The sequence below is a fragment of the Microbacterium esteraromaticum genome (genome assembly GCF_900163815.1).
Lineage (GTDB): Bacteria > Actinomycetota > Actinomycetes > Actinomycetales > Microbacteriaceae > Microbacterium > Microbacterium esteraromaticum_B.
On sequence record NZ_FUKO01000033.1, the window covers coordinates 200522 to 222513 of the forward strand.

At 64.9% G+C, this 21992-nt stretch carries 23 protein-coding genes; 15 read left to right on the forward strand and 8 right to left on the reverse strand.

Annotated features, from left to right (window positions below; genetic code table 11):
- Positions 1 to 36 precede the first annotated feature (36 nt).
- The 9 genes from hrcA to leuA all read left to right on the forward strand — a co-directional run bounded on the left by hrcA (position 37) and on the right by leuA (position 9191).
- Positions 37 to 1080, forward strand: a complete 1044-nt coding sequence (hrcA, locus tag FM104_RS13180; RefSeq protein WP_087132701.1) for a heat-inducible transcriptional repressor HrcA — start codon at positions 37 to 39, stop codon at positions 1078 to 1080.
- A 43-nt stretch (positions 1081 to 1123) separates the two neighbouring features.
- Positions 1124 to 2236 carry a molecular chaperone DnaJ gene (dnaJ, locus tag FM104_RS13185; RefSeq protein ID WP_087132725.1) on the forward strand — a complete coding sequence of 371 codons (1113 nt, stop codon included), beginning with the start codon at positions 1124 to 1126 and terminating at the stop codon, positions 2234 to 2236.
- A 33-nt stretch (positions 2237 to 2269) separates the two neighbouring features.
- Positions 2270 to 2998, forward strand: coding sequence for a 16S rRNA (uracil(1498)-N(3))-methyltransferase (locus FM104_RS13190; protein ID WP_087132702.1), 729 nt, complete (start codon positions 2270 to 2272; stop codon positions 2996 to 2998).
- A gap of 42 nt (positions 2999 to 3040) precedes the next feature.
- Positions 3041 to 3388: an HIT domain-containing protein gene (locus FM104_RS13195; RefSeq protein WP_087132703.1), complete on the forward strand. Its 348-nt coding sequence runs from the start codon at positions 3041 to 3043 to the stop codon at positions 3386 to 3388.
- Between the two features lie 67 nt (positions 3389 to 3455).
- Complete coding sequence (locus tag FM104_RS13200; protein ID WP_087132726.1) at positions 3456 to 4481, forward strand: PhoH family protein; 1026 nt, start codon at positions 3456 to 3458, stop codon at positions 4479 to 4481.
- A 76-nt stretch (positions 4482 to 4557) separates the two neighbouring features.
- Positions 4558 to 5016 (forward strand): rRNA maturation RNase YbeY, encoded by a 459-nt coding sequence (gene ybeY, locus FM104_RS13205; protein WP_087132704.1) that lies wholly within the window; start codon positions 4558 to 4560, stop codon positions 5014 to 5016.
- Positions 5013 to 6305 (forward strand): hemolysin family protein, encoded by a 1293-nt coding sequence (locus FM104_RS13210; RefSeq protein WP_087132705.1) that lies wholly within the window; start codon positions 5013 to 5015, stop codon positions 6303 to 6305. Before ybeY ends, FM104_RS13210 begins: the two co-directional genes overlap by 4 nt.
- Positions 6298 to 7251 (forward strand): GTPase Era, encoded by a 954-nt coding sequence (gene era / locus FM104_RS13215; protein WP_087132706.1) that lies wholly within the window; start codon positions 6298 to 6300, stop codon positions 7249 to 7251. Before FM104_RS13210 ends, era begins: the two co-directional genes overlap by 8 nt.
- Positions 7252 to 7436: 185 nt before the next feature.
- On the forward strand, positions 7437 to 9191 hold the full coding sequence (gene leuA / locus FM104_RS13220; protein WP_087132707.1) for a 2-isopropylmalate synthase: 1755 nt from the start codon (positions 7437 to 7439) through the stop codon (positions 9189 to 9191).
- On the opposite strand, the gene FM104_RS13225 is transcribed toward leuA, so the two are convergent.
- On the reverse strand, positions 9181 to 9867 hold the full coding sequence (locus FM104_RS13225; protein WP_087132708.1) for a trimeric intracellular cation channel family protein: 687 nt from the start codon (positions 9865 to 9867) through the stop codon (positions 9181 to 9183). The genes leuA and FM104_RS13225 overlap by 11 nt on opposite strands.
- A 72-nt stretch (positions 9868 to 9939) precedes the next feature.
- On the opposite strand from FM104_RS13225, the gene recO reads away from it, so the two are divergent.
- Together recO and FM104_RS13235 are read left to right on the forward strand one after the other, a co-directional pair.
- Positions 9940 to 10737, forward strand: a complete 798-nt coding sequence (recO, locus tag FM104_RS13230) for a DNA repair protein RecO (RefSeq protein ID WP_087132709.1) — start codon at positions 9940 to 9942, stop codon at positions 10735 to 10737.
- Positions 10734 to 11540 carry an isoprenyl transferase gene (locus tag FM104_RS13235; RefSeq protein ID WP_087132710.1) on the forward strand — a complete coding sequence of 269 codons (807 nt, stop codon included), beginning with the start codon at positions 10734 to 10736 and terminating at the stop codon, positions 11538 to 11540. The genes recO and FM104_RS13235 overlap by 4 nt, the downstream gene beginning before the upstream one ends.
- A 450-nt stretch (positions 11541 to 11990) precedes the next feature.
- Here the strand turns inward: FM104_RS13235 and FM104_RS13240 are convergent, their stop codons facing one another.
- Complete coding sequence (locus FM104_RS13240; RefSeq protein WP_179206805.1) at positions 11991 to 12344, reverse strand: MerR family transcriptional regulator; 354 nt, start codon at positions 12342 to 12344, stop codon at positions 11991 to 11993.
- Positions 12345 to 12536: 192 nt separating this feature from the next.
- Here FM104_RS13240 and FM104_RS13245 point away from each other — a divergent pair, with 192 nt between their 5' ends.
- Positions 12537 to 14054, forward strand: a complete 1518-nt coding sequence (locus FM104_RS13245; protein ID WP_087132711.1) for a SulP family inorganic anion transporter — start codon at positions 12537 to 12539, stop codon at positions 14052 to 14054.
- A 265-nt stretch (positions 14055 to 14319) separates the two neighbouring features.
- Here the strand turns inward: FM104_RS13245 and FM104_RS13250 are convergent, their stop codons facing one another.
- The 5 genes from FM104_RS13250 to FM104_RS13275 all read right to left on the reverse strand — a co-directional run bounded on the left by FM104_RS13250 (position 14320) and on the right by FM104_RS13275 (position 18197).
- Positions 14320 to 14916 (reverse strand): DUF305 domain-containing protein, encoded by a 597-nt coding sequence (locus FM104_RS13250; protein ID WP_029153978.1) that lies wholly within the window; start codon positions 14914 to 14916, stop codon positions 14320 to 14322.
- Between the two features lie 155 nt (positions 14917 to 15071).
- Positions 15072 to 15473: a four-helix bundle copper-binding protein gene (locus FM104_RS13255; RefSeq protein ID WP_029153979.1), complete on the reverse strand. Its 402-nt coding sequence runs from the start codon at positions 15471 to 15473 to the stop codon at positions 15072 to 15074.
- 596 nt (positions 15474 to 16069) lie between these two features.
- Positions 16070 to 16909, reverse strand: coding sequence for a F510_1955 family glycosylhydrolase (locus FM104_RS13265; RefSeq protein WP_029153981.1), 840 nt, complete (start codon positions 16907 to 16909; stop codon positions 16070 to 16072).
- A 144-nt stretch (positions 16910 to 17053) separates the two neighbouring features.
- A complete protein-coding gene (locus FM104_RS13270; protein ID WP_036275909.1) occupies positions 17054 to 17662 on the reverse strand; it encodes a DUF305 domain-containing protein in 609 nt (202 codons plus the stop codon).
- Between the two features lie 91 nt (positions 17663 to 17753).
- Entirely contained in the window at positions 17754 to 18197 is a 444-nt protein-coding gene (locus FM104_RS13275; RefSeq protein ID WP_087132713.1) for a DUF6153 family protein, read from the reverse strand.
- Between the two features lie 169 nt (positions 18198 to 18366).
- On the opposite strand from FM104_RS13275, the gene FM104_RS13280 reads away from it, so the two are divergent.
- From FM104_RS13280 to FM104_RS13290, 3 genes are all read left to right on the forward strand, one after another.
- Complete coding sequence (locus tag FM104_RS13280; RefSeq protein WP_029153945.1) at positions 18367 to 18627, forward strand: YHS domain-containing protein; 261 nt, start codon at positions 18367 to 18369, stop codon at positions 18625 to 18627.
- 71 nt (positions 18628 to 18698) lie between these two features.
- Positions 18699 to 20909, forward strand: a complete 2211-nt coding sequence (locus tag FM104_RS13285; protein WP_083428777.1) for a heavy metal translocating P-type ATPase — start codon at positions 18699 to 18701, stop codon at positions 20907 to 20909.
- 21 nt (positions 20910 to 20930) lie between these two features.
- Entirely contained in the window at positions 20931 to 21251 is a 321-nt protein-coding gene (locus tag FM104_RS13290; RefSeq protein ID WP_087132714.1) for a metal-sensitive transcriptional regulator, read from the forward strand.
- Between the two features lie 101 nt (positions 21252 to 21352).
- On the opposite strand, the gene FM104_RS13295 is transcribed toward FM104_RS13290, so the two are convergent.
- Positions 21353 to 21559: a hypothetical protein gene (locus FM104_RS13295; RefSeq protein ID WP_029153942.1), complete on the reverse strand. Its 207-nt coding sequence runs from the start codon at positions 21557 to 21559 to the stop codon at positions 21353 to 21355.
- Positions 21560 to 21992: the final 433 nt, after the last annotated feature.

Consider the following 21992-nt stretch of genomic DNA (forward strand, 5'->3'; position numbering starts at 1 on the left):
GGCACTCAAAGCATCAGAGTGCCAGCAGGAGGGTTGATGGTCACGGAGCGAGGGCTGCAGGTTCTTCGCGCGATCGTGCAGGACTACGTCGAAACGCACGAGCCGGTGGGCAGCAAGTCGATCGTCGATCGCCATGCGTTCGGCGTATCCGCAGCGACGATCCGCAACGACATGGCTCAGCTCGAGGACGAAGACCTCATCGTCGCTCCGCACACCTCCTCCGGCCGGGTGCCCACAGACAAGGGCTATCGTGTCTTCGTCAACCATCTCGCGCAGCTGCGGCCACTCTCGGGCGGGCAGCGCAGCGCCATCGAATCTTTCCTCACAGACCCCAACGACCTCGACGACCTCATGGCGCGCACGGTGCGCGTACTCACCCAGCTCACCGGCCAGGTGGCGTTGGCGCAGTACCCGTCTTTCGCGCGGGCGAGCATCACGCATGTCGAGCTCGTGGCACTCGCTCCGAGCCGGATGCTGGTCGTGCTGGTCACCGACGCGGGCGGCGTGTCGCAGCGCATCGCACCGCTGCCGATCGACCTGGATGACGCCGATGTCGCGGTGCTGCGCGCACGCCTCGCCGCGCTCATCACCGGGCGCGCGGTGAGCGATGCAACCGAGCGCATCCAATCGCTCAGCACACCGGAGGCCGGTTCGCCGTCAGCGCGCCTGCATCCGGCTCTCGACTCGCTGTCCATCGTCATCGGCGAAGAGCTCTCCGAGTTCCGGCAGGAACGCCTGGTGATGGCAGGGGCGGCGACCCTCGCGCGCCGCGAGCAGGACTTCCGCGGCAGCATCCATCCGCTTCTGGAGGCGATCGAGGAGCAGGTGACGCTGCTTCGGCTGATGAGCGAGATGGTCACCGACGAGCAGGGCCTGGCCACCAGCATCGGCACCGAGAACGAGTCGTTCGGGCTGGGCGAGGCATCGATTGTGACAAGCAACTATGCCGCTCCTGGCGGCATGGCCCGCGTGGGGGTCATGGGCCCGACGCGCATGGACTACCCGAGCAACCTCGCAGCAGCGCGGGCCGTTGCCCGCTACCTGTCGCGGATGCTCGAAGAAGACGAGGCCGCCCGCTGACGCGGACGGCTGCAGATTTGCACGCACACGCAGAAAGGTGATCGTGGCGGACCATTACGAAGTACTCGGGGTGTCTCGTGACGCCTCGCAGGACGAGATCAAGAAGGCATACCGGAAGCTGGCTCGACAGCTGCATCCGGATGTGAATCCCGGCGACGACGCATCCGAGCGCTTCAAGCTCGTGACCCATGCGTACGACGTGCTCAGCGATACCGAGTCCCGTCAGCGCTACGACATGGGCGGCGACAGCAACGGCGGTTTCAACGGCGGCGGCTTCGGCGGTTTCGGCGACATCTTCGAGACGTTCTTCGGAGCCGGCGGCGGCGGACGATCCGCCCGGCCGCGCTCGCGACGCGAACGCGGCCAGGATGCCCTGGTGCGCATCAACCTCGATCTCGGCGACGTCGTCTTCGGCGTGCACCGCGACATCGAGGTCGACACGGCCGTGCTCTGCGAGACCTGCGAGGGCAGCTGCTGCCAGCCGGGCACGTCGCCGGTCACCTGCGATGTCTGCGGCGGCAGCGGTCACGTACAGCGCCAGGTGCGCAGCCTGCTCGGCAACGTCGTCACGACGCAGCCCTGCGGCAGCTGTGAGGGCTACGGAACGACGATTCCCTACCCGTGCGGCTCCTGCGGCGGTCAGGGACGCGTGCGCTCTCGCCGCGTCGTCGCACTCGATATCCCCGCCGGCGTCGAGACGGGCCTGCGCCTGCAGCTGCCGGGTTCCGGCGAGGTCGGGCGGGCAGGTGGCCCGAATGGCGACCTGTACGTCGAGGTGCACGTCGCGCCGCACGCGGTGTTCAGCCGCGAGGGCGATGACCTGCTGGCCACGCTCGAAGTGTCGATGACGGATGCCATTCTCGGTACGACGACCACGATCGAGGGCCTCGATGGGACGGTCGATCTCGAGCTGCGCGCGGGCGTGCAGTCCGGTGATGTGCTGACGATCGGCGGACGCGGCATCACGCCGCTGCGAGGCAGCCAGCGCGGCGACCTGCGGGTCGGTGTGCAGGTTCTCACCCCGACCAGGCTCGACGGCGCGCAGCGCAAGCTCATCGAGGACTTCGCCAAGAAGACGAAGGCACCAGAACCGCAGTTGGCGCAGTTCCAGCAGGGACTGTTCTCGAAGCTGCGCGATCGGTTCCGCAGTCACTGACATTCCCGACCCCGGACCCCCGATTGGAGGCCCATGGCCCTGCATTTCATTGTGCCGACGTGCTCGGACGCCCATGAGGGTGAGCTGATCACGCTCACCGGCGCCGAGGCGAAGCACGCATCTGTCGTGCGTCGCGTGCGGGTGGGCGAGGCCATTACCATCGGTGACGGCTCCGGCATCTGGCTCGAAGCGGTCGTCGACGACGTGTCGGCAGCGCAGGTGCGCGTGCGCGTGCTGAAGCGCGTCGTGGCGGATGCTCCCGGCTCTCGGATCGTGCTCGCCCAGGCATTGGCCAAGGGGGATCGCGATGAGATGGCGGTGCAGGCCGCGTGCGAATTGGGCGTCGATGAGATCGTGCCGTGGCGGGCCGCGCGGAGTGTCTCCCGCTGGGAGGGTCCGAAGGCCGCGAAGGGACGCGAACGATGGGCGACGATCGTGCGCGAGGCGGCAAAGCAGGCGCACCGCGCCTGGGTTCCCGCTGTCGCCGAAGCGCAGAGCACGGCCGAACTCGTCGCTCGCGCGTCAGAACAGCGGATGCTGGTGCTCGACCCCACAGCCGAAATGCCGCTGACCACGATCAGACCCGACGAGCGCGACATCATGCTCGTGGTCGGTCCGGAGGGTGGGATCAGCCCGGAGGAGCTCACGCGGTTCGCCGATGCCGGAGCTGAACGGGTGCGTCTCGGCGACACGGTGCTGCGCACCTCGACCGCTGGACCTGCCGCGATCGCTGTGCTGTCGAGCATGCTCGATCGCTGGTGACTCTTCGCCGGGCGCCGGGCCTTCCCGGCTAAACTGGCACGCATGACAGAACCTTCGATCTTCACGCGCATCCTGAACGGGGAGATCCCCGGCGAGATCGTCGCGCAGACCGACCGGGTCTTCGCGATCAACGACATCAATCCGCAGGCGCCGCTGCACGTGCTCGTGATTCCGAAGACCGAGCAGTTCCGCGATGTCACCGAGCTCGCAGCCGGCGATGCCGACCTGCTCGCCGAGATGGTTGCGCTGTCCAAGCAGATCGCCACCGAGCGTGCGAACGGCGAGTACCGACTGATCTTCAACAACGGCGCCTCCGCCGCACAATCCGTCTTCCACGTGCACGCGCACGTGCTGGGCAATATCGAGGAAGGCAGACTCGTTGGCTTCTGACGAACCGACACCGCAGTTCCCTGCGCAACCCGAATACACCGAGCGCGTCTCGGTCGATGGCATCGCCATGGTGAATCTGCTCGGACCGCAGGACCGGCTGCTGCGCATGCTCGAGCAGGAGCATCCACGTGTGCAGGTGATGGTGCGGGGCAATGAGATCCTGCTCGGCGGCAGTGCGGGAGATGTCGCAGATGCGCGTGCGCTCATCGACGAACTCGTCGAGATGACCCGCTCCGGCCATGATCTGGCACCCAGCGATGTCGAGCACTCAGCGCGCATCCTGCGTCGCGACGACGGCCCACGACCCAGCGAAGTGCTGGGTGAGGCGATTCTGTCGACGCGCGGGCGGGTGATCCGTCCGAAGACCGCAGGCCAGAAAGCGTATGTCGACGCGATCGAGCAGAATACGATCGTCTTCGGCATCGGCCCGGCGGGAACAGGCAAGACGTACCTTGCGATGGCCAAGGCCGTGCAGGCGCTGCAGCGCAAAGAGGTGCAGCGCATCATTCTCACGCGCCCGGCGGTGGAGGCGGGGGAGCGGCTCGGGTTTCTGCCCGGCTCACTCAACGACAAGATCGACCCGTACCTGCGCCCGCTCTACGACGCACTCAACGAGATGATGGACCCCGAGGTCGTGCCGCGGCTGATGGCCACCGGCACGATCGAGGTCGCCCCACTCGCGTACATGCGCGGCCGCACGCTCAATGACTCCTTCGTCGTGCTCGATGAGGCGCAGAACACGACTCCTGAGCAGATGAAGATGTTCCTCACGCGTCTCGGGTTCGGCACGAAGATGGTCGTCACCGGCGACATCACCCAGGTCGATCTGCCGCAGGGTGCTTCGGGACTGCGGCTGGTGACCCGAGTGCTCGAAGACATCGACGACATCCACTTCGCGCGACTCACCAGCGACGACGTCGTGCGGCACTCGCTGGTCGGCCGCATCGTCGATGCCTACAGCGAGTACGACGAACAGCGAACGGCCGAGCGTTTCGAACGCGAACAGGCCCGCCAGTTCGCGAGCCGCGCGGATCGACGCAGCGGACAGCGTCAGAATCCGCGAGACCGGATGCCGAAGCGAGGCCTCTCTTGATGAAGCGAGGCCTCTCTTGAGGAAACGAGCCCTCTCTTGATGAAACGAGCCCTTTCTTGATGAAACGAGCACAGGCATGATCGAGATCAACAACGAATCAGCGATCGACGTCGACGAGACGGTGCTGCTGCGCCTGACCGACTTCAACCTCGCGCAGCTCAATGTGAGCCCGGATGCCGAGGTCGCGATCGTCCTCGTCGATGAAGGTGCGATGGAGTCGCTGCACGTGCAGTGGATGGACGAGCCGGGCCCGACCGACGTGCTGAGCTTTCCGATGGACGAGCTGCGCCCCGGCACGCCGGACAACCCGACGCCGCCCGGGCTGCTCGGCGACATCGTGCTCTGCCCGCAGGTCGCGGAAGCACAGGCGCAGACGGCGGGGCACCCGCTGATCGACGAGCTGATCCTGCTCACCACGCACGGACTGCTGCACCTGCTGGGCTTCGATCACGCCGAACCCGCTGAGGAGCGTGAGATGTTCGGACTGCAGAAGACGCTGATCCAGGGATTCGCGCAGGCCGAACACCGTCGATGACCGTCGCCATCCTGCTCGCAGCCGCCGTGCTGCTGGTCGCGTTCGGCGGCCTGATGGCTGCCGTCGATGCGGCGTTCTCGGTGAGCTCTCGCACAGATCTGATCGGGATGGCCTCCGAGGGCCGCAACGCTGCGGCGCTGCAACGGATCGCCGACGACCCCGACCCGCACGTGAACGCGGTCGCTTTCATCCGTGTGCTGGCGGAGACCACGTCTGCGGTCCTCGTGACCGTCGCGCTGGATTCGCTGCTGCCCAGCATCTGGTGGGCGATGCTGGCTGCCGCGCTGCTGATGACCGGCATCACCTTCGTGCTCGTCGGTGCGAGCCCCAGGTCGTTCGGCCGGCTGCATGCCACGAAGATGCTCCGCGCATGGGCACCGACCGTGCGCGCGATGCGGATTCTGCTCGGCCCTCTCGCGCAGGCGCTGGTCAGAGCGGGACAACGTGTCACCCCGGGCGCCGGCCGCAGCAGCTTCACCTCGGAGGATCAGCTGCTGAGCATGGTCGATGAAGCGGCATCCAACGCCCTCATCGAGGAAGACGATCGCGACCTGATCCACTCGGTGTTCGACTTCACCGAGCAGTTCGTGCGCGCCGTCATGGTGCCGCGCACCGAGATGCAGACAGTGGATGCCGCCGCAACGACGACCGAGGCGATGGATCTGTTCCTGCGCACCGGGGTATCGCGGATGCCGGTGGTCGATGACGACGCCGACGATGTGGTCGGCGTGCTCTATCTGAAGGACCTCGTGCTGTTCGCCTTCCGTGATGAGAGTGCCTGGCGTGGTGCACCGGTGCGTCCGATAGCTCGCCCAGCCGTATTCGTACCGGAATCGATGCGCGCAGAGACCCTGCTGCAGCAGATGAAGCGCGATGCCGTGCACGTGTGCATGGTGATCAACGAGCATGGCGGGATCTCGGGTCTGGTGACTCTGGAGGATCTCATCGAGGAGCTCGTCGGCGAGATCGAGGACGAGTACGATCGCGGGCCGGCCGATCTCGTCGATCTGGGCGATGGCCGCTACCGGGTCAATTCACGGCTGTCGCTGGAGGATGTGGGCGAGCTGTTCGGGCTGGAACTCGAAGACGAGGACGTCGATTCCATCGGCGGACTTCTCGGCAAGGCGCTCGGGCAGGTCCCGCAACCCGGCGCCACCGCGACGGTGAAGGGCCTGGTGCTCACCGGCGGCGCATCGCGCGGTCGCGGACGAGGCATCGCCACGGTGTTCGCACAGCGAGCGCCGGAAATCACGCAACAGGAACGCGACGGAGGAGATCGGGATGACTGAGCAGAACGAGCGGAACGAGCCGCAAACTGCAGGCGTTGCCCAGGGCGAGGCTGACGGGCCCACTCGCAGCGGCTTCGTGACCTTCGTCGGGCGCCCGAATGTGGGCAAGTCGACGCTGACGAACGCGCTCGTCGGCGAGAAGATCGCCATCACGAGCGAGAAGCCCCAGACGACGAGGCGCGCGATCCGCGGCATCCTGAATCGTCCGGACGGTCAGTTGGTGATCGTCGACACCCCTGGCATCCACAAGCCCCGCACGCTGCTGGGCGAGCGGCTGAACGACCTCGTCGAGCAGGTGCTCGGCGACGTCGACGTGATCGGCTTCTGCGTGCCGGCGACCGAGAAGATCGGTCCGGGGGACCGCCGCATCGCGGCATCGCTGGACGGGTACGCGCGGGCGAAGAAGGTCGCGATCGTGACGAAGACGGATGCTGCCGACAAGGACCAGATCATCGAGCGCCTGATGGAGGTGGACTCGCTGCGCGAGGACTGGGCGGCGGTCATTCCGCTGTCGGCGCTCACGAGCGAGCAGCTCGACGTGCTGTCGGATGAGATGCTGCGTCTGATGCCGGTCGGACCGCGACTGTACGACGAGGGGATCGTCACAGATGAGTCGACGGAGGACCGCATCGCCGAGATGATCCGCGAGGCCGCCCTGGAAGGCGTGCGCGATGAGCTGCCGCACTCGATCGCCGTCGTCATCGACGACATCGCTGCGCGCGAAGACAGCGACCTCACTGATGTCTACGCCTCTATCGTCGTCGAGCGCGACAGTCAGAAGGCGATCATCATCGGTCGCAAGGGCGCTCGCCTGCGCGATGTCGGCGCGGTAGCCCGAGCCGGAATCGAAGAGCTGCTGGGCACCCGCGTTTTCCTGAAGCTGCATGTGAAAGTCGTCAAGGAATGGCAGCGCGATCCCAAGCAGCTGGGGCGCCTGGGATTCTGAAGATCTGTGATGCGACGCCGGTGCGACATGGTGCTCTGGGTATGCTTCACGTCCTGCTAGCATGACCACATGCCTTTCGGCGGTCTGCTTCTCCTTAGCTGCCGCGACGAGTCCTCACACTAGGGCCCCTCTCGTCGCGGCGCTTGTGTTGGCCCGTTCACTTTGACGAAGAGAAGAAGCCCATCATGCACAACGCTCAGCGCCCGTCGACGATGCCGATCCACAAGTACCGGCCGTACCACGAGCAGATCAACGTCCACCTGCCTGATCGCACCTGGCCGGATGCCCGCATCACCGAGGCGCCCCGCTGGTGCGCGGTCGACCTCCGCGATGGCAACCAGGCACTGATCGACCCGATGTCGCCCGAGCGCAAGCGCGTTATGTTCGATTTGCTCGTGGGCATGGGCTACAAGGAGATCGAGGTCGGCTTCCCCTCGGCGAGCCAGACCGACTTCGATTTCGTGCGTCAGCTGATCGAAGAGAACCTGATCCCTGACGATGTCACGATCCAGGTGCTGACGCAGGCGCGCGAGCACCTGATCGCCCGCACGTACGAGTCGATCGCCGGCGCCAAGCAGGCCATCGTGCACTTCTACAACTCCACCAGCGTGCTGCAGCGCGAAGTGGTCTTCCGCTCCGATCGTGACGGGGTGAAGCAGATCGCCCTCGAGGGTGCACGTCTGTGCCGTCAGTACGAGAAAACGATCCCCGGCACCGAGGTCTACTACGAGTATTCGCCGGAGAGCTACACCGGCACCGAACTCGAGTACGCCGTCGACGTGTGCAATGAGGTGCTGGAGATCCTCGAGCCGACCCCCGACCGCAAGGTGATCATCAATCTGCCCGCGACGGTGGAGATGGCGTCTCCGAACGTCTACGCCGACTCGATCGAATGGATGCACCGGCACCTGGCGCACCGTGAGAACGTGATCCTGTCACTGCATCCGCACAACGACCGCGGCACCGCGATCGCGGCATCCGAGCTCGGCTACATGGCCGGCGCGGACCGGATCGAAGGCTGCCTGTTCGGCAACGGCGAGCGCACCGGCAACGTCGACCTGGTGGCACTGGGCATCAACATGTTCACCCAGGGCATCGACCCGCAGATCGATTTCAGCGACATCGATCACATCAAGCGCACGGTGGAATACTGCAACCAGCTGCCGGTTCCGGAGCGCAGCCCGTGGGCTGGCGACCTCGTGTTCACCGCGTTCAGCGGATCGCATCAGGATGCCATCAAGAAGGGCTTCGAGTCGATGGCGGCCAAGGCCGAGGCAGAGGGCGTCACGATCGATGAGGTCGAGTGGGGCGTGCCCTATCTGCCGGTCGATCCGAAGGACCTGGGCCGCTCGTACGAAGCGGTCATCCGTGTGAACTCGCAGTCGGGCAAGGGCGGCGTCGCGTATCTGCTGAAGGCCGATCACGCGCTGGATCTGCCCCGCAAGCTGCAGATCGAGTTCTCGGGCGTCGTGCAGACCAAGACGGATGCCGAGGGCGGCGAGGTCACCAGCGATCAGATCTGGGAGATCTTCAACGACGAGTACCTGCCGGCCGATGACACTGACCACAAGTGGGGTCGTTTCGAGCTGCTGGCCACGGAGATCCGCAGTGACATGTCTGGCGACGTCAGTCTCGACGCCGTGCTGCGCGACGACGAGGAGCGCACGACAGCATCCGGCCGCGGCAACGGACCGATCGCGGCCTTCATCGACGTGTTGCACCAGCGCGGCTTCGAGATCTCGCTGTACGACTACGTCGAGCACACGCTGTCGACCGGGGGTGACGCGCAGGCGGCAGCCTACGTCGAGCTGCAGGTCGGCGATCAGCGGCTGTGGGGCGTGGGCATCGACGGTGACATCTCGACGGCATCGCTCAAGGCGATCGTCTCGTGCGTGAACCGCTCGATCCGCACGAAGGCGGCCGAGCTCGTCACGGCTTGACGATCGAGATGGCACCCGTTTCCACCGCGACTTTTCTGCGGTAGATGCGGCGCTGCTCGGGGAGGGACACGTCGAAGACCACGGCGAGCACCCTGATGACCGCCGTCACGACGATTCCAATGATGGCCGCCAGGGTGATGTTCAGCTGGAACGCGTGAGCCACGACGACCAGCGTGCATCCCACCCCGGCAGCGACCGCATAGAGCGATCCCACGTGCATGATCGCGATGGGCAGGCCGACCAGCATATCGCGAAGGACACCGCCGCCGACCGCCGCGCACACGCCGACGAACACAGCGGGCACAGGGGGGATCCCGAAGGCGATCGCCTTGCTCACGCCGAATGCGCCGAACATGCCGATCACCAGGGCGTCGAGCGAGACGATGAAGATGTTGATGCGGTTGAACAGCCCGGCCAGCAGCATCCCGAGCAGCGCCGCGCCGACCGCGGTGACCAGATACCAGTTGCTCTGCAGCGTGGCTGGGGGCTGACCGATCAGGAGGTCGCGGATGAGGCCGCCGCCCATGCCGATCATGATGCCGATGATGGCGACACCGAGCAGGTCGAGTCGACGCTGGCCCTGGAATCCGGAGGCGAACATCGCGCCTTGGATGCCGCCGAGTCCGACGCCGAGCAGGTCGGCCCACAGCGGGATGATGAAGAGCGGTTCGGTCACTCTGTCATTCTTCCGTGTCGGAGCCGTCGCCGCATGCGCTCGGATGTCGCAGGGCCGGGGGATAATCGATAAGTGGCCACCTATCGAGACGAAGCGGTGATTCTGCGCACTCACAAGCTGGGTGAAGCCGATCGCATCGTCACCATGCTGTCGCGCCGCAACGGCAAGATCCGGGCGGTCGCCAAGGGCGTGCGCCGCACATCGTCGAAGTTCGGTGCGCGACTGGAGCCGTTCATGGTCGCCGACCTGCAGCTGTACCGCGGGAGAACGCTCGATATCGTGCAGCAGGCGGAATCGCTGGGGTCGTACGGCGCTGATATCGCCGTCGACTACGAGCGGTTCACCGCGGCAAGCGCCATGGTCGAGACCGCCGATCGACTGAACGAGTCCGAGGCCACGTCCAACCAGTACCTGCTGCTCATCGGCGGTCTGCGCTCGCTCTCGCGGGGTGAGCACGCTGCGCGCAGCATCCTCGATTCCTACCTGCTGCGGGTGATGGCGCTCTCCGGCTGGGCGCCGGCCCTCGATGACTGCGCACGCTGCGCGGCGCCGGGCCCGCACCGGCACTTCGGCGCGCAGCTCGGCGGCTCGGTATGCGACTCGTGCGCTCCCGCGGGAAGCCCGCGCATCTCGCTCTCCGCACTCGCGCTGCTGGGTTCGCTCATGCGCGGCGACTGGGATGCCGTGGATGCGGCGCCGCACGGTGACACCGCGGCAGCATCCGGCACTGTCGCTGCATATGCGCAGTGGCACCTGGAACGCGGCATCCGCTCGCTCGAGCACGTCGTGAGTCCGTCACGATTTTCTGACCCGCAGCGATCTGCTGATGCCCAGCGATCTGCTGACCCCAGGCGAGAAGGAGCACGGTGACCCCTAAGCCGTATACGCACAAGGACGCGGTGCCATTCCGACCTTTGGACTGGACGGGTGTGCACCCCCCGCAGTTACCGGCGGTGCCGAACCACATCGCTGTCGTGATGGATGGCAACGGCCGGTGGGCGAATCGTCGCGGCCTGAGCCGCATCGAGGGGCACAAGGCGGGCGAAGAGGTTCTGCTCGACGTGGTCGCCGGAGCGATCCAGGCGGGTGTCAAGCACCTGTCGGTGTATGCATTCTCGACGGAGAACTGGGCGCGCTCCCCGGAAGAGGTGCGGTTCTTGATGGGGTACAACCGCGACGTGCTGCACCGCCGACGTGACCAGCTCAATGAGTGGGGCGTGCGGGTGCGGTGGGCGGGTCGCAAGCCGCGGCTCTGGGGCTCTGTCATCAAAGAGCTGCAGTTCGCCGAGGAGCTGACGCAGGGCAACGATGTGCTGACGCTGACGATGTGCGTCAACTACGGTGGGCGCGTCGAGCTCGTGGATGCCGTGCGCGCCATCGCCGAAGACGTCAAGGCGGGGCGGATGAAGCCGAGCGCGATCACCGAGAAGCAGATCCGCAAGCGCCTGTATGTGCCCGACATGCCCGACGTCGACCTGTTCGTGCGCAGTTCGGGGGAGCAGCGCACGTCAAACTTCCTGCTCTGGCAGTCGGCCTACGCCGAGATGGTGTTCCTGGACACGCTGTGGCCCGACTTCTCTCGCGAAGAGCTGTGGCGCGCGATCGAGATCTACCACGCGCGCGACCGCCGCTTCGGCGGCGCCGTGGATGCTCCGGGGGAAGCAGCGCGCTGACCTTCGCGTCCTTTTCAACCGGAAATGATCGATTCTGGCGCGGTCCAGATCTCGAGTTCCCAAAAGGTCAAGGGCGGAGAGTGTCTCGTAGCCCTACTCGTCTCATAATCCATTGGTTATGCAACAGCGAGGTTTTGAGACACCCCGACCAGCTGAAATCACGGACCAACTGACGAAGTCCACAAAGCGCCGGGCAGAGTCGTTCGTTCCGGGCCTTCCGGCGTGATCGTGACCGACGTAGTCAACGTGGAGAGCAGTTATCCGACGCTCCGCCGAATACGTACCACACGCGTTTCGGCGCGCTTAGGTTTCGGCGGGGGGTTTCGGCGGCTCACGCTTCGGCGTGTCGCGCGCTTGATCGTCATCATCGGCGTGAACGCCGGAATCGATCGTTTTCGGCAGGCCGATCGACTGTGGGCCCGAGGTCTCGAACCCCGCCTATCCGTCTCTTTAGAGCTGGCCGAGAAGGTGCACGAACTCGTCGGCCATGGCGAGCTGCTCCGTGAGCTTCTGACGGCGCTGGTCGGCGCCGTCGCGAATGTCGTCGATCCGGGCGCGCAGCGCGACATCGCTCGGGTCGACGGTGAGGGCGTCGACAACGTCGAGGAGTGCGCGCATCTCGTCCAGGGTGTAACCCAACGGCTTCATCCTGCGGATGATGAGGATGCGTTCGACGTCCTTCTCCGTGTACAGCCGGAACCCGCCCTCGGTGCGTGCGGACGGCTGCACGAGCCCCACGTCGTCCCAGTGTCGAAGCGAGCGGAATGAGAGCGCCGTTCGCTCGGCTACCTCACCGATCCGCATCGTCTCGACGGTCACGTGTTCGTCTTCCACTGATTTCCCCACAACACTCACGTTACGTTAGAGTCTAGATCGGCGCGGCTCTCACGCCCGCTCCCCTTATCTTCCCGTGTCGGCCTGACCGATGCCTGCGCACCGCTGCGCTCCCACTCGTTTCCCGCGCTCTCACGAGAGAGCCCAACACCCGGAGGGCACATGACTGCCGTCACCCCCACCCGCGACTCCGCGTCGCGTTACCGCATCGAACCCACGGTCATGCAGGCGCTGCGCAGCCCGCGCCTACTCACCCGGGAAGTCCTCGCCGGCCTCGTCGTCGCACTTGCCCTGATTCCTGAGGCGATCGCGTTCTCGATCATCGCGGGCGTCGACCCCCGTGTCGGTCTGTTCTCATCCTTCATCATGGCCGTCGCGATCGCCTTCCTCGGTGGTCGCCCCGCCATGATCACCGCGGCCACCGGAGCGATCGCGCTCGTCATCGCGCCCGTCGCTCGTGAGTACGGCATGGACTACTTCATAGCCACGGTCCTGCTCGGCGGACTCATCCAGATCGTCCTCGCGTTGCTCGGTGTCGCCAAGCTGATGCGCTTCATCCCGCGGTCGGTGATGGTCGGATTCGTGAACGCCCTGGCGATCTTGATCTTCACTTCGCAGTTCCCTCAGCTCATCGGCGTTCCCTGGTTGGTCTACCCGCTCGTCGCGGTCGGCCTGCTGGTGATGTATCTGATACCGCGGATCACGAAGGTGATCCCGGCACCACTCGTCGCGATCGTGCTGCTCACCGCGGCAGTCGTGGTCTTCGCCTGGAACGTGCCGAACGTCGGCGATCAGGGAGAACTCCCCGAGAGCTTGCCAGCGCTGTTCATTCCGAATGTGCCGCTTACCTTCGAGACGCTGCAGATCATCGCTCCCTACGCGCTGGCGATGGCAGTGGTCGGCCTGCTCGAGTCGCTCATGACCGCGAAGCTCGTCGACGACATCACCGACACCCACTCCCGCAAGACCCGCGAAGCCCTCGGTCAGGGAGCTGCGAACGTCCTCTCCGGCGCGTTCGGCGGCATGGGTGGCTGCGCGATGATCGGCCAGACGATGATCAACGTCAAAGCCTCCGGTGCACGCACCCGGATCTCGACGTTCCTCGCCGGCGTCTTCCTGCTGGTCCTCGTGCTCGCGCTCGGTGACGTGGTGGCGATCATCCCCATGGCAGCGCTCGTCGCCGTGATGATCCTCGTCTCGATCGCGACCTTCGACTGGCACAGCATCCGCCTGAGCACGCTCAAGCGCATGCCGAAGAGCGAGACCGCCGTCATGCTCATCACCGTCATCGCCACAGTCTGGACCCACAACCTCGCCGTCGGAGTCATCCTCGGAGTCATCGCCGCGATGATCATGTTCGCCCGCCGCGTCGCCCACTTCGTCAGTGTCACCCGCACCCTCAGCGACAACGGCGCCACAGCGCATTACGCCGTCGACGGAGAACTCTTCTTCGCCTCCAGCAACGACCTCACCACCCAGTTCGAGTACGCCGACGACCCCAACACCGTGATCATCGACATGAGCCGTTCACACGTCTGGGATGCCTCCACCGTCGCGGCCCTCGACGCCATCGTCACCAAGTACGAGAACCACGGAACCAACGTCACCATCGAAGGACTCAACGACACCGCAGCAGCCTTCCACGGCCGCCTCACCGGCAACCTCGGCGCCGGGCACTGAGTCCCGATTCACGCAGAGAGAAGGGGCGGCCTCAAGGCCGCTCCTTCTCCGTTATCCACTGAAGAGCCACTGATCCTCGGACCTCAAGCTCGGCATCGAGCGAGACTTGGTCCTCCAGCGCGCCGAAACTGTCTGTCGGAACCGGCTTCCGGTGCACGTTTGCGGCACCCCTCGCAGAGCAGAATACGAAACCACGCCAGAAACGATCGTTTCCGGCAGGCTCTCGGAGCACAAGCCATGATCGATCGATTATCGCTACCAATCGTCATCCGTCGTCCGAGCACTGGCGGTCGGCTGCCCGTTCGAAGTCTGGAACGGGTCGGTCTTGCGCGTCCTCGGCCGTCAGCGCGAGGCCGTTGCTTTCGATGTCGGCGATGAGCCAGTCCATTTCGAGGATCTCCCGGCGCTGCGCTTCGCTGATTTCAACCGCAAGTTCGCAGACGCGGACATCCTGCAGCTGTGCTCGCTCGGATCGGGTGATCGCGAGCGAGTGATGCGGAATCATTGCGCGCATGTACGCGGTGTCGTCGACGGTGATCTGGCTGCGGTCGAGGGCGATGCCTCCTCCGAGGAGGAGAACGCTGACGATGATGACCGCAATGTTCGCTTTCCTGTGCTTGTACATGTTGAGCATCCAGGCCAGCATGACCAGCCCCATGGCGCCGCCCATAGTGAGCGCCATGAAGACGCGGCTTTCGCTGAAGCGTATGTGCCCCCATTCCCACACTCCAGCGAACATCGTCCAATACATCACGACCATGCCGGTGAGAATCATCGCCGCGAATCGCAAGTACATCGTCAGCGATCCGTGCTTTTTCGCCCCTGCTTGTCGTCCATTTGTTTCGTGCGCGTCCTTCGACATATTCCTCACCTGTCGTCTCGGTTCGTTGCGCGGTAGCGCGATTGATGACGACGTGTGGGGTAAGAGCGCTCGCTAGTCTGCTTCGGCCTGGTCAACGGGCATCACTGGATTGATGCGGGTAGCGAAGAACTGCACGACGCCGTCGAGGTGGCTATTCAGAGGGTTGCGAGGAGCGCGGCGCAGGCATCTTCGCATCGCCGGCAGGCCGCAGCACACACCGTGCAGTGTTCGTGCATCGTGTGCTTCTCGCACTCGTCGGCGCAGCTCGCGCATGCCGTGCGGCACGCTTCGAGGGTTGCGCGGGTGAGGTTGGCGTCGTACCCGGTGTGCCTGGACAGGATGCGTCCGGTGGTTTCGCAGAGGTCGGCGCAGTCCACGTTCGTGCGGATGCACTTCGTCAGCTCGGCAACCATTTCCTCGCTCAGGCACGCGTCGGCGCATGCGGTGCATGATTGCGCGCACTCAACGCACGCCTCGATACACTCCACCAGCACCTTCCGGTCAGCCTGGCCAAGGTCCTTCGGGTAGGTGCGGAGCATTTCCGCCGCGACAGTCATAGTGGCTCCTCTCGTCATTGTGGAGTCTTTAAACTACGACCGCACCTCGCTCCCGGGGACCCCGTTGAATACCCCGGGAGGGCATGGTAGTTCGGCGGCAGATCATCGTCGCAGCGATTACTGTGCGGTGACGATTATTCCGTTTCTGCAGCGTGACTGGGTGGAGCTCGAAGGATCAGAGCCAGGGCGACAATGACCATGATTACGGCGATGTCAAAGCTGGCGATCGTGTACGTCCACCAAGCGACGTCGGTCGATTGGGCATCACTGATCAGATGCGCGAGCGCGAGGGCTGGACCGCAGATCAAGAGCATATATCCAAGACGCACGAGCCTTCGATGCGTCCGCTCCGCGGGACTGCGAGGCGAAGGCGCGCCGGGTGAGGACGAGTGCACGGCCGTCAGATGGTGCATCGAGTCGAAGGGGGATCTGGAGCCGGTGGGGGTCATCAGAAGATCGCTCCAATGGCGAGAAAACTAGCAGCGGCGAGGAGAGCAACGGCGACCGTCGCCACGATGACGAACAACACGAGGTTCCGAAAGGGGTTCTTGGGCGCTTTCACGAGGAATCCTTGGGCACAGGTCTTTGCGCCCGCGTTATTGGGCGGGACTCAGCACAGTGGTGCTGTCCGGTGAGACTTCAACGATGCCCCGGTCATCGACGAGGATGACGCGGTCGTCGATGACCGTGAGGGCTTGAACGGCGCCTTGGAGGGATTCGAGCTGATGCCAGGTTCCATTTTCATCCTCTGTCCACAGGACGCCATCGGTGCCTGCGCCGAGAAGAGTGCCATCGGTGCGAGCCTCCAGCGCGTAGAGCACAGGTGTTCCGTCGACTGGAGTGAATGTGTTACCGCCGTCGCTGCTGAAGAGAACGCCTTCTTCGGCTGCAGCGTACAAACCGGATTCGGTGACCGCGAGATCAGCGGCGCCGAGGGACGCACGCTCCGTCCAGTTGTTTCCCTCGTCTGTGCTGGTGAGCAGGTTCACTTGGCTAGAGGGGACGCCGTAGAGGGTGCCGTCCGGGGCCGCGGTGAGGATGTGGAAGTCGGTGGTTCCGTTGAGAGCAATAGGCGACCAAGTGTTCCCGTAGTCGTCGCTGCGGATGATGCCGAGGTTGGGCGATCCGAGTTCGGCCGGGGTCTTTTCGCCGGGATGCCCGGAGGCGAACAGCGCGTCTCCCGAGACCGTGAATCCCATGGCGTCGAAGGCGTGACCGCCGATCGGGCCGGAGATATCCCCATCTGGTGTGAGAGTGAAGATTCCGTTGTGCGTGGCCACCAGCAGATCATCGCCCCGGGGATCTTGGGCGATGCCGTGGATGTGGTCGATGCGGGGAGCTGAGTCCGGGTTGCCGAGCGGTGTCGCGGTGCATCCGGTGGCGACAGCCGCCAGGACGGTCACAGTGACGGTTGCGAGAAGGAGTGAGCGTTTCATGATGGTTTCCGTTAGTGGCCTCAAGCGGGCCTGGCTTCACGACGCGCAACAAGAGCACGCCGACGTCTGACTGCTGCCGCAATGGGGCAGCACGGATGACAGGTCCGGGCGGGACGATCGGATACCGGCCCGCCCGGAGGATTCCTACAGCTGGCCGAGGAGTTCCTGCATCGTGGCGATCTCCGCCGTCTGGTCGTCGATCACCTGTTGCGCGAGCTCGAGGACGTCCGGGTTCTGCGCATCATCAAGCGCCGTCTGCGCCATGTCGACGGCACCTTCGTGGTGCACGATCATCTGCTCCAGGAACAGGCTGTTCGCCTCGACAGCATCCGCGCTCTCCAACATGGTCATGTCCTCTTCGGACATCATGCTGTCGTCACCGCCCATCGAACCGTGATCCATGCCTCCCATGGAGTCGGGGTCGTACTCCACACCCCAGTCTTCGAGCCATCCGAGCATCTTGTCGATCTCGGGGCCCTGCGCCGCCTTGATCTGCTCGGCAAGTTCCACCACGCGTGCGTCGGCACCGTCTTTAGCTAGCAGCATGTCGGCCATCTCGATCGCCTGCTCGTGATGAGGGATCATCATCGTGACGAACATCTCGTCAGCCTCGTTCGCTGCCGAAGTCGACGACGACTGAGACGGGGAGGTGGATTCGCTGGACGGTGCCGTGCTGTTGTCAGCGCAGCCGGTGAGAACCAGTGCAAGGGTCAGTACACCCGTACTGACAGCAACGGGAATCTTCTTATTCATGGTTGTTCCTTCGATACGTCGTGTGAGGGTTCGCAAATGATGGCGCCAGACGGCGCCAGGAATCCGACCCATCAGGGTCGGCGGCGATTACTCAGGTGCGACTTATCGAAAGGAACGTCAGCGAGGGTGCCCGGGGAAGGATCCCGATCGCTTCCCCCCTCACCAGGCTTACAGCACGGTGAGGGGGCAGCCGGTGACGCTGAATCAATATCGGAGGGAGGAGGAGAAGCAGACCGGCAAGCAACGCCAGCACGCACGCAATCAGCATCTCGTTGTGACCCTGCCCATGTCCGGTGTTCACATGACACGCACCCTCACACGCGGTGGACTCGCTCGCGACGGTTGACGCCGCTACGGTGGCGTGCTCCTCCCCGGCTGCGGAGTGGGTGAGTCCGACGGATCCGTGTCCCGCAGGTTCGGAGGTGAAGGTGTGCATCGCCAGCAAGCCGACGATAACCATCAGCGTGGCCCCGCCGAGCATCAACAACGCGCGCAACGACAACTGCGGACGTGCGCCACGAACTGCGACGTGCATACTCGGCCTCCTCCATTCCGTGCAGGATGCTAACACCACGATCTATGCGGCCGCCCGCCCTGATCCTTCAGCGCCGCCATGTATATCCTAGTGCGGAATACCCCCAGGGGGTATATCGTTAGGCATACCGACGCCGCACTCCGGTGTTTGAGAGAAAGAGGAACAAAACATGTCAGACTCCACTGGATCCTGCTGCAGCCGCAACAGCCACGGTTCCGTCGACGCCGAAGGACGCAAGGATCTCCTCACCCCGCCCGCGGAAGATCTCGCCGAATGTCCTGTGATGGTAGGCAGCACCGTCATCAAGGCGGATGCAGAAGCTGCTGGCCTGTACCGCGATTACGACGGCACCCGGTACTACTTCTGCTGCGCTGGATGCGGGCCCGCGTTCGACGCCGACCCGGCTAAGTACGCCACCGCTGCTGCCTGACACCGTTTCACGGTGCGGGGCACGCCAGACAAGTCAGCCCCACGGTTCTCAATTCCGAGGAGGATAGGCCCATGAGCCACTCGCGTAACGACGGCGCGGAGCACACCCACGCCCACCACGACCACGCGGCGTCGACCCCCGCAGTGACGACCGAAACTGACCACGATGCGCACGCGGGACATCAAGCAATGGCGCATGCACCGCAGTCAGACGCGGCCGCGCACAGTCATAGAGACCACGGAAGCGACAACGCGCCCTCCGGTCACAACACCCACGCTGGACACGGCGGTCATGCAGGCCATGGCGACCACGTCGGGCAGTTCCGTCGCCTGTTCTGGATCATGCTCGTCCTCGCCGTCCCCACGGTCGCGTTGTCGGGCATGTTCTCGATGATCCTCGGCTACACCCTCCCCGATATTCCGGGTCTGTCCTGGGTATCCCCGGTGCTGGGCACTGTCATGTACGCGTGGGGTGGAAAGCCGTTCCTCGTCGGTGCAGTCAGCGAGCTCCGCGCTCGCAAGCCCGGCATGATGCTGCTCATTGGCCTCGCGATCACCGTCGCGTTCGCCGCCTCCTGGGGCGCGACGCTCGGCGTGCTCCATCACGAACTCGACTTCTGGTGGGAGCTCGCCCTCCTCATCGTCATCATGCTTCTCGGGCACTGGATCGAGATGCGCTCCCTCGCCCAGACGACTTCCGCCCTGGACTCACTCGCCGCTCTTCTCCCCGATGAGGCAGAGCGCGTCGAGAATGACCAGGTCGTCACGGTCTCACCGACCGATCTCGTCGTCGGCGACGTCGTCATCGTACGGCCGGGTGGCAGCGTCCCCGCCGACGGGCGCATCGTCGACGGACGGGCCTCGATGGACGAGTCCATGGTCACGGGCGAGTCCCGCACCGTGGAACGCGGCAGCGGCGACCACGTCACAGCCGGCACCGTTGCCACCGATTCCGGGCTTCGCGTCGAGATCACCGCGACCGGCGACGACACGACCCTCGCCGGCATCCAACGTCTCGTCACCCAAGCGCAAAGCTCCTCGTCCCGCGCACAGCGGCTCGCGGACACCGCCGCCGGATGGCTGTTCTGGTTCGCCCTGGGTGCTGCGGCGATCACCGCGATCGTCTGGACGTTGGTCGGCTTGCCTGACGCGGCTGTCATCCGCACCATCACCGTCCTCGTCATCGCCTGCCCGCACGCGCTGGGCCTGGCCATCCCGCTGGTCGTCTCAATCGCCACCGAACGCGCCGCCCGGGGCGGCGTTCTCGTCAAAGACCGGCTCGCGCTCGAAAGCATGCGCACCATCGACACGGTCCTGTTCGACAAGACCGGCACCCTCACCAAGGGCGAGCCCGTCGTCTCCGAGATTTCCGTCGTCGACGGCACCGACCCCGACCAGATCCTCGCACTGGCCGCCGCCGCAGAAACTGATAGTGAGCACCCGCTCGCGAAGGCCATCGTGCGCGCAGCCGCCGACAAGCAGCTCACCATCCCGCGCAACGGCGACTTCACTTCCTCGCCCGCTGTGGGCGTCACAGCGACCGTCGACGGGAAGATCATCCGAGTCGGTGGACCGCACCTGCTCACCGAGGAGAACGCCGACGAGCTCCCGGTCGCCGATCAGTGGCGGACGGATGGCGCGATCATCCTGCACGTCATCCAGGACGGCCGCGTCGTCGGCGCGTTGAAACTCGCCGACGAGGTGCGCTCGGAATCCCGGGAAGCCGTCGACGCCCTCCACGCACTCGACGTGCAAGTGGTGATGATTACCGGCGACGCGGAAGCCGTGGCGCAGGCCGTCGCCCAAGACCTCGGCATCGACCGCGTCTTCGCCGGAGTACGCCCGGAGGACAAGGCCGCCAAGGTCCAACAACTCCAGAACGAGGGCCGTAAGGTCGCAATGGTCGGCGACGGCGTCAACGACGCCCCTGCCCTCGCGCAGGCCGACGTTGGGCTGGCGATCGGTGCGGGCACAGATGTCGCGATCGCCTCTGCTGGTGTCATCCTCGCAAGCGACGACCCCCGCTCGGTACTCTCCGTGATCGAACTGTCACGGGCTTCGTACCGGAAGATGAAGCAGAATCTCTGGTGGGCTGCCGGATACAACATCATCTCCGTCCCTCTCGCCGCCGGCGTCCTCGCCCCCATCGGATTCGTGCTCCCGATGTCGGTCGGAGCGATCCTCATGTCACTATCCACCATCGTCGTCGCCCTCAACGCACAACTGCTGCGCCGACTCGACCTCCGCCCCGACACCACGACCCGCGTCATCCTGAACCGCTGACCACAACCGCCGGAGATCCAGATGGCTGATACCACCGTCCCTACAACGTCCTGCAACCACACAGGGCACGGGTACATCACGGACAAAGCCCGCTACCTTGCTCGCCTCAAGCGCATCGAAGGACAATCACGCGGCATCCACCGCATGGTCGAGGACGAGAAGTACTGCATTGACATCCTCACTCAGATCTCCGCACTGACCAGCGCCCTGCAGAGCGTTGCCGTCGGGCTCCTCGAAGACCACCTGCGCCACTGTGTGGCAGATGCAGCTCGCGCCGGCAGCGACATCGCCGAAGAGAAGGTCCGGGAAGCGTCTCAGGCGATCGCCCGCCTCGTTCGCTGACTCGCGGCAGATTCGAAAGTGCCCGGACCGGTGAAGCGCAAGCAGTTCGATTCCTCGTGCGCATGTACTCGCGCCAGCTGTGTCGGCCTGCATGCGACGCGTCACCGCCCCCGCTCGACCTCTTCTTCCAGCTCGTGTCGGTTTAGTCGGGTCGGCGAGAACTGCCGGATGTCGACGAGCGCCGGCCGACGTGCAGGGTTCGTGTCGTCACTGAGCCACGTGACGACATCCGCCGTCGTCTCGTCGACGTTGGCACCACCAATCCATACGGGCTCGTCCGCGTCACTGTCGACCGGGATGATGACCACGGCATTCGAGTGCTCGCATGCGTCCAGGCACCGCGAAACCACTACTCGAGCTCACCCAGCTCAGCGACTTGACCGACGCCCTCGATGAGGCGACAGGCCGCTAACGCCGAGGGTCGAATCCCCCCGGCTCTCGCCGAATACGCCTGCCGAAAGATCGTTACGGCGCACGTTTCTGGAAGCCGAATCCCGGATTCGTGAGCTAGATAGCCGAAAACGATCGTTTACGGCATGCTCTCACCGTGGCTCACGTCTGACGAAGCGTTGGTCGAGGCGTGTGCGCTGTCGTGTCTCATAACCCTACGGTTGCGGAGCGTCTCAACAGGCGCCGCAGCCTGTTGTCAGTGTCCGAAGTCGTCGGCACGGCTGTCCCTAGTATTTCGGGCATTGTGCTGGGGACTGTGGACAACGCCCGATCTGTACTGGTGTGCACAAA

Bases quoted from the DNA above. Each gene is read 5' to 3' on its own strand.
- hrcA (WP_087132701.1), top strand. From the start codon at position 37: ATGGTCACGGAGCGAGGGCTGCAGGTTCTTCGCGCGATCGTGCAGGAC.
- FM104_RS13190 (WP_087132702.1), top strand. From the start codon at position 2,270: ATGGCCCTGCATTTCATTGTGCCGACGTGCTCGGACGCCCATGAGGGT.
- FM104_RS13195 (WP_087132703.1), top strand. From the start codon at position 3,041: ATGACAGAACCTTCGATCTTCACGCGCATCCTGAACGGGGAGATCCCC.
- FM104_RS13200 (WP_087132726.1), top strand. From the start codon at position 3,456: ATGGTGAATCTGCTCGGACCGCAGGACCGGCTGCTGCGCATGCTCGAG.
- ybeY (WP_087132704.1), top strand. From the start codon at position 4,558: ATGATCGAGATCAACAACGAATCAGCGATCGACGTCGACGAGACGGTG.
- FM104_RS13210 (WP_087132705.1), top strand. From the start codon at position 5,013: ATGACCGTCGCCATCCTGCTCGCAGCCGCCGTGCTGCTGGTCGCGTTC.
- era (WP_087132706.1), top strand. From the start codon at position 6,298: ATGACTGAGCAGAACGAGCGGAACGAGCCGCAAACTGCAGGCGTTGCC.
- leuA (WP_087132707.1), top strand. From the start codon at position 7,437: ATGCACAACGCTCAGCGCCCGTCGACGATGCCGATCCACAAGTACCGG.
- FM104_RS13240 (WP_179206805.1), bottom strand. From the start codon at position 12,344: ATGCGGATCGGTGAGGTAGCCGAGCGAACGGCGCTCTCATTCCGCTCG.
- FM104_RS13245 (WP_087132711.1), top strand. From the start codon at position 12,537: ATGACTGCCGTCACCCCCACCCGCGACTCCGCGTCGCGTTACCGCATC.
- FM104_RS13250 (WP_029153978.1), bottom strand. From the start codon at position 14,916: ATGTCGAAGGACGCGCACGAAACAAATGGACGACAAGCAGGGGCGAAA.
- FM104_RS13255 (WP_029153979.1), bottom strand. From the start codon at position 15,473: ATGACTGTCGCGGCGGAAATGCTCCGCACCTACCCGAAGGACCTTGGC.
- FM104_RS13265 (WP_029153981.1), bottom strand. From the start codon at position 16,909: ATGAAACGCTCACTCCTTCTCGCAACCGTCACTGTGACCGTCCTGGCG.
- FM104_RS13270 (WP_036275909.1), bottom strand. From the start codon at position 17,662: ATGAATAAGAAGATTCCCGTTGCTGTCAGTACGGGTGTACTGACCCTT.
- FM104_RS13275 (WP_087132713.1), bottom strand. From the start codon at position 18,197: ATGCACGTCGCAGTTCGTGGCGCACGTCCGCAGTTGTCGTTGCGCGCG.
- FM104_RS13280 (WP_029153945.1), top strand. From the start codon at position 18,367: ATGTCAGACTCCACTGGATCCTGCTGCAGCCGCAACAGCCACGGTTCC.
- FM104_RS13285 (WP_083428777.1), top strand. From the start codon at position 18,699: ATGAGCCACTCGCGTAACGACGGCGCGGAGCACACCCACGCCCACCAC.
- FM104_RS13290 (WP_087132714.1), top strand. From the start codon at position 20,931: ATGGCTGATACCACCGTCCCTACAACGTCCTGCAACCACACAGGGCAC.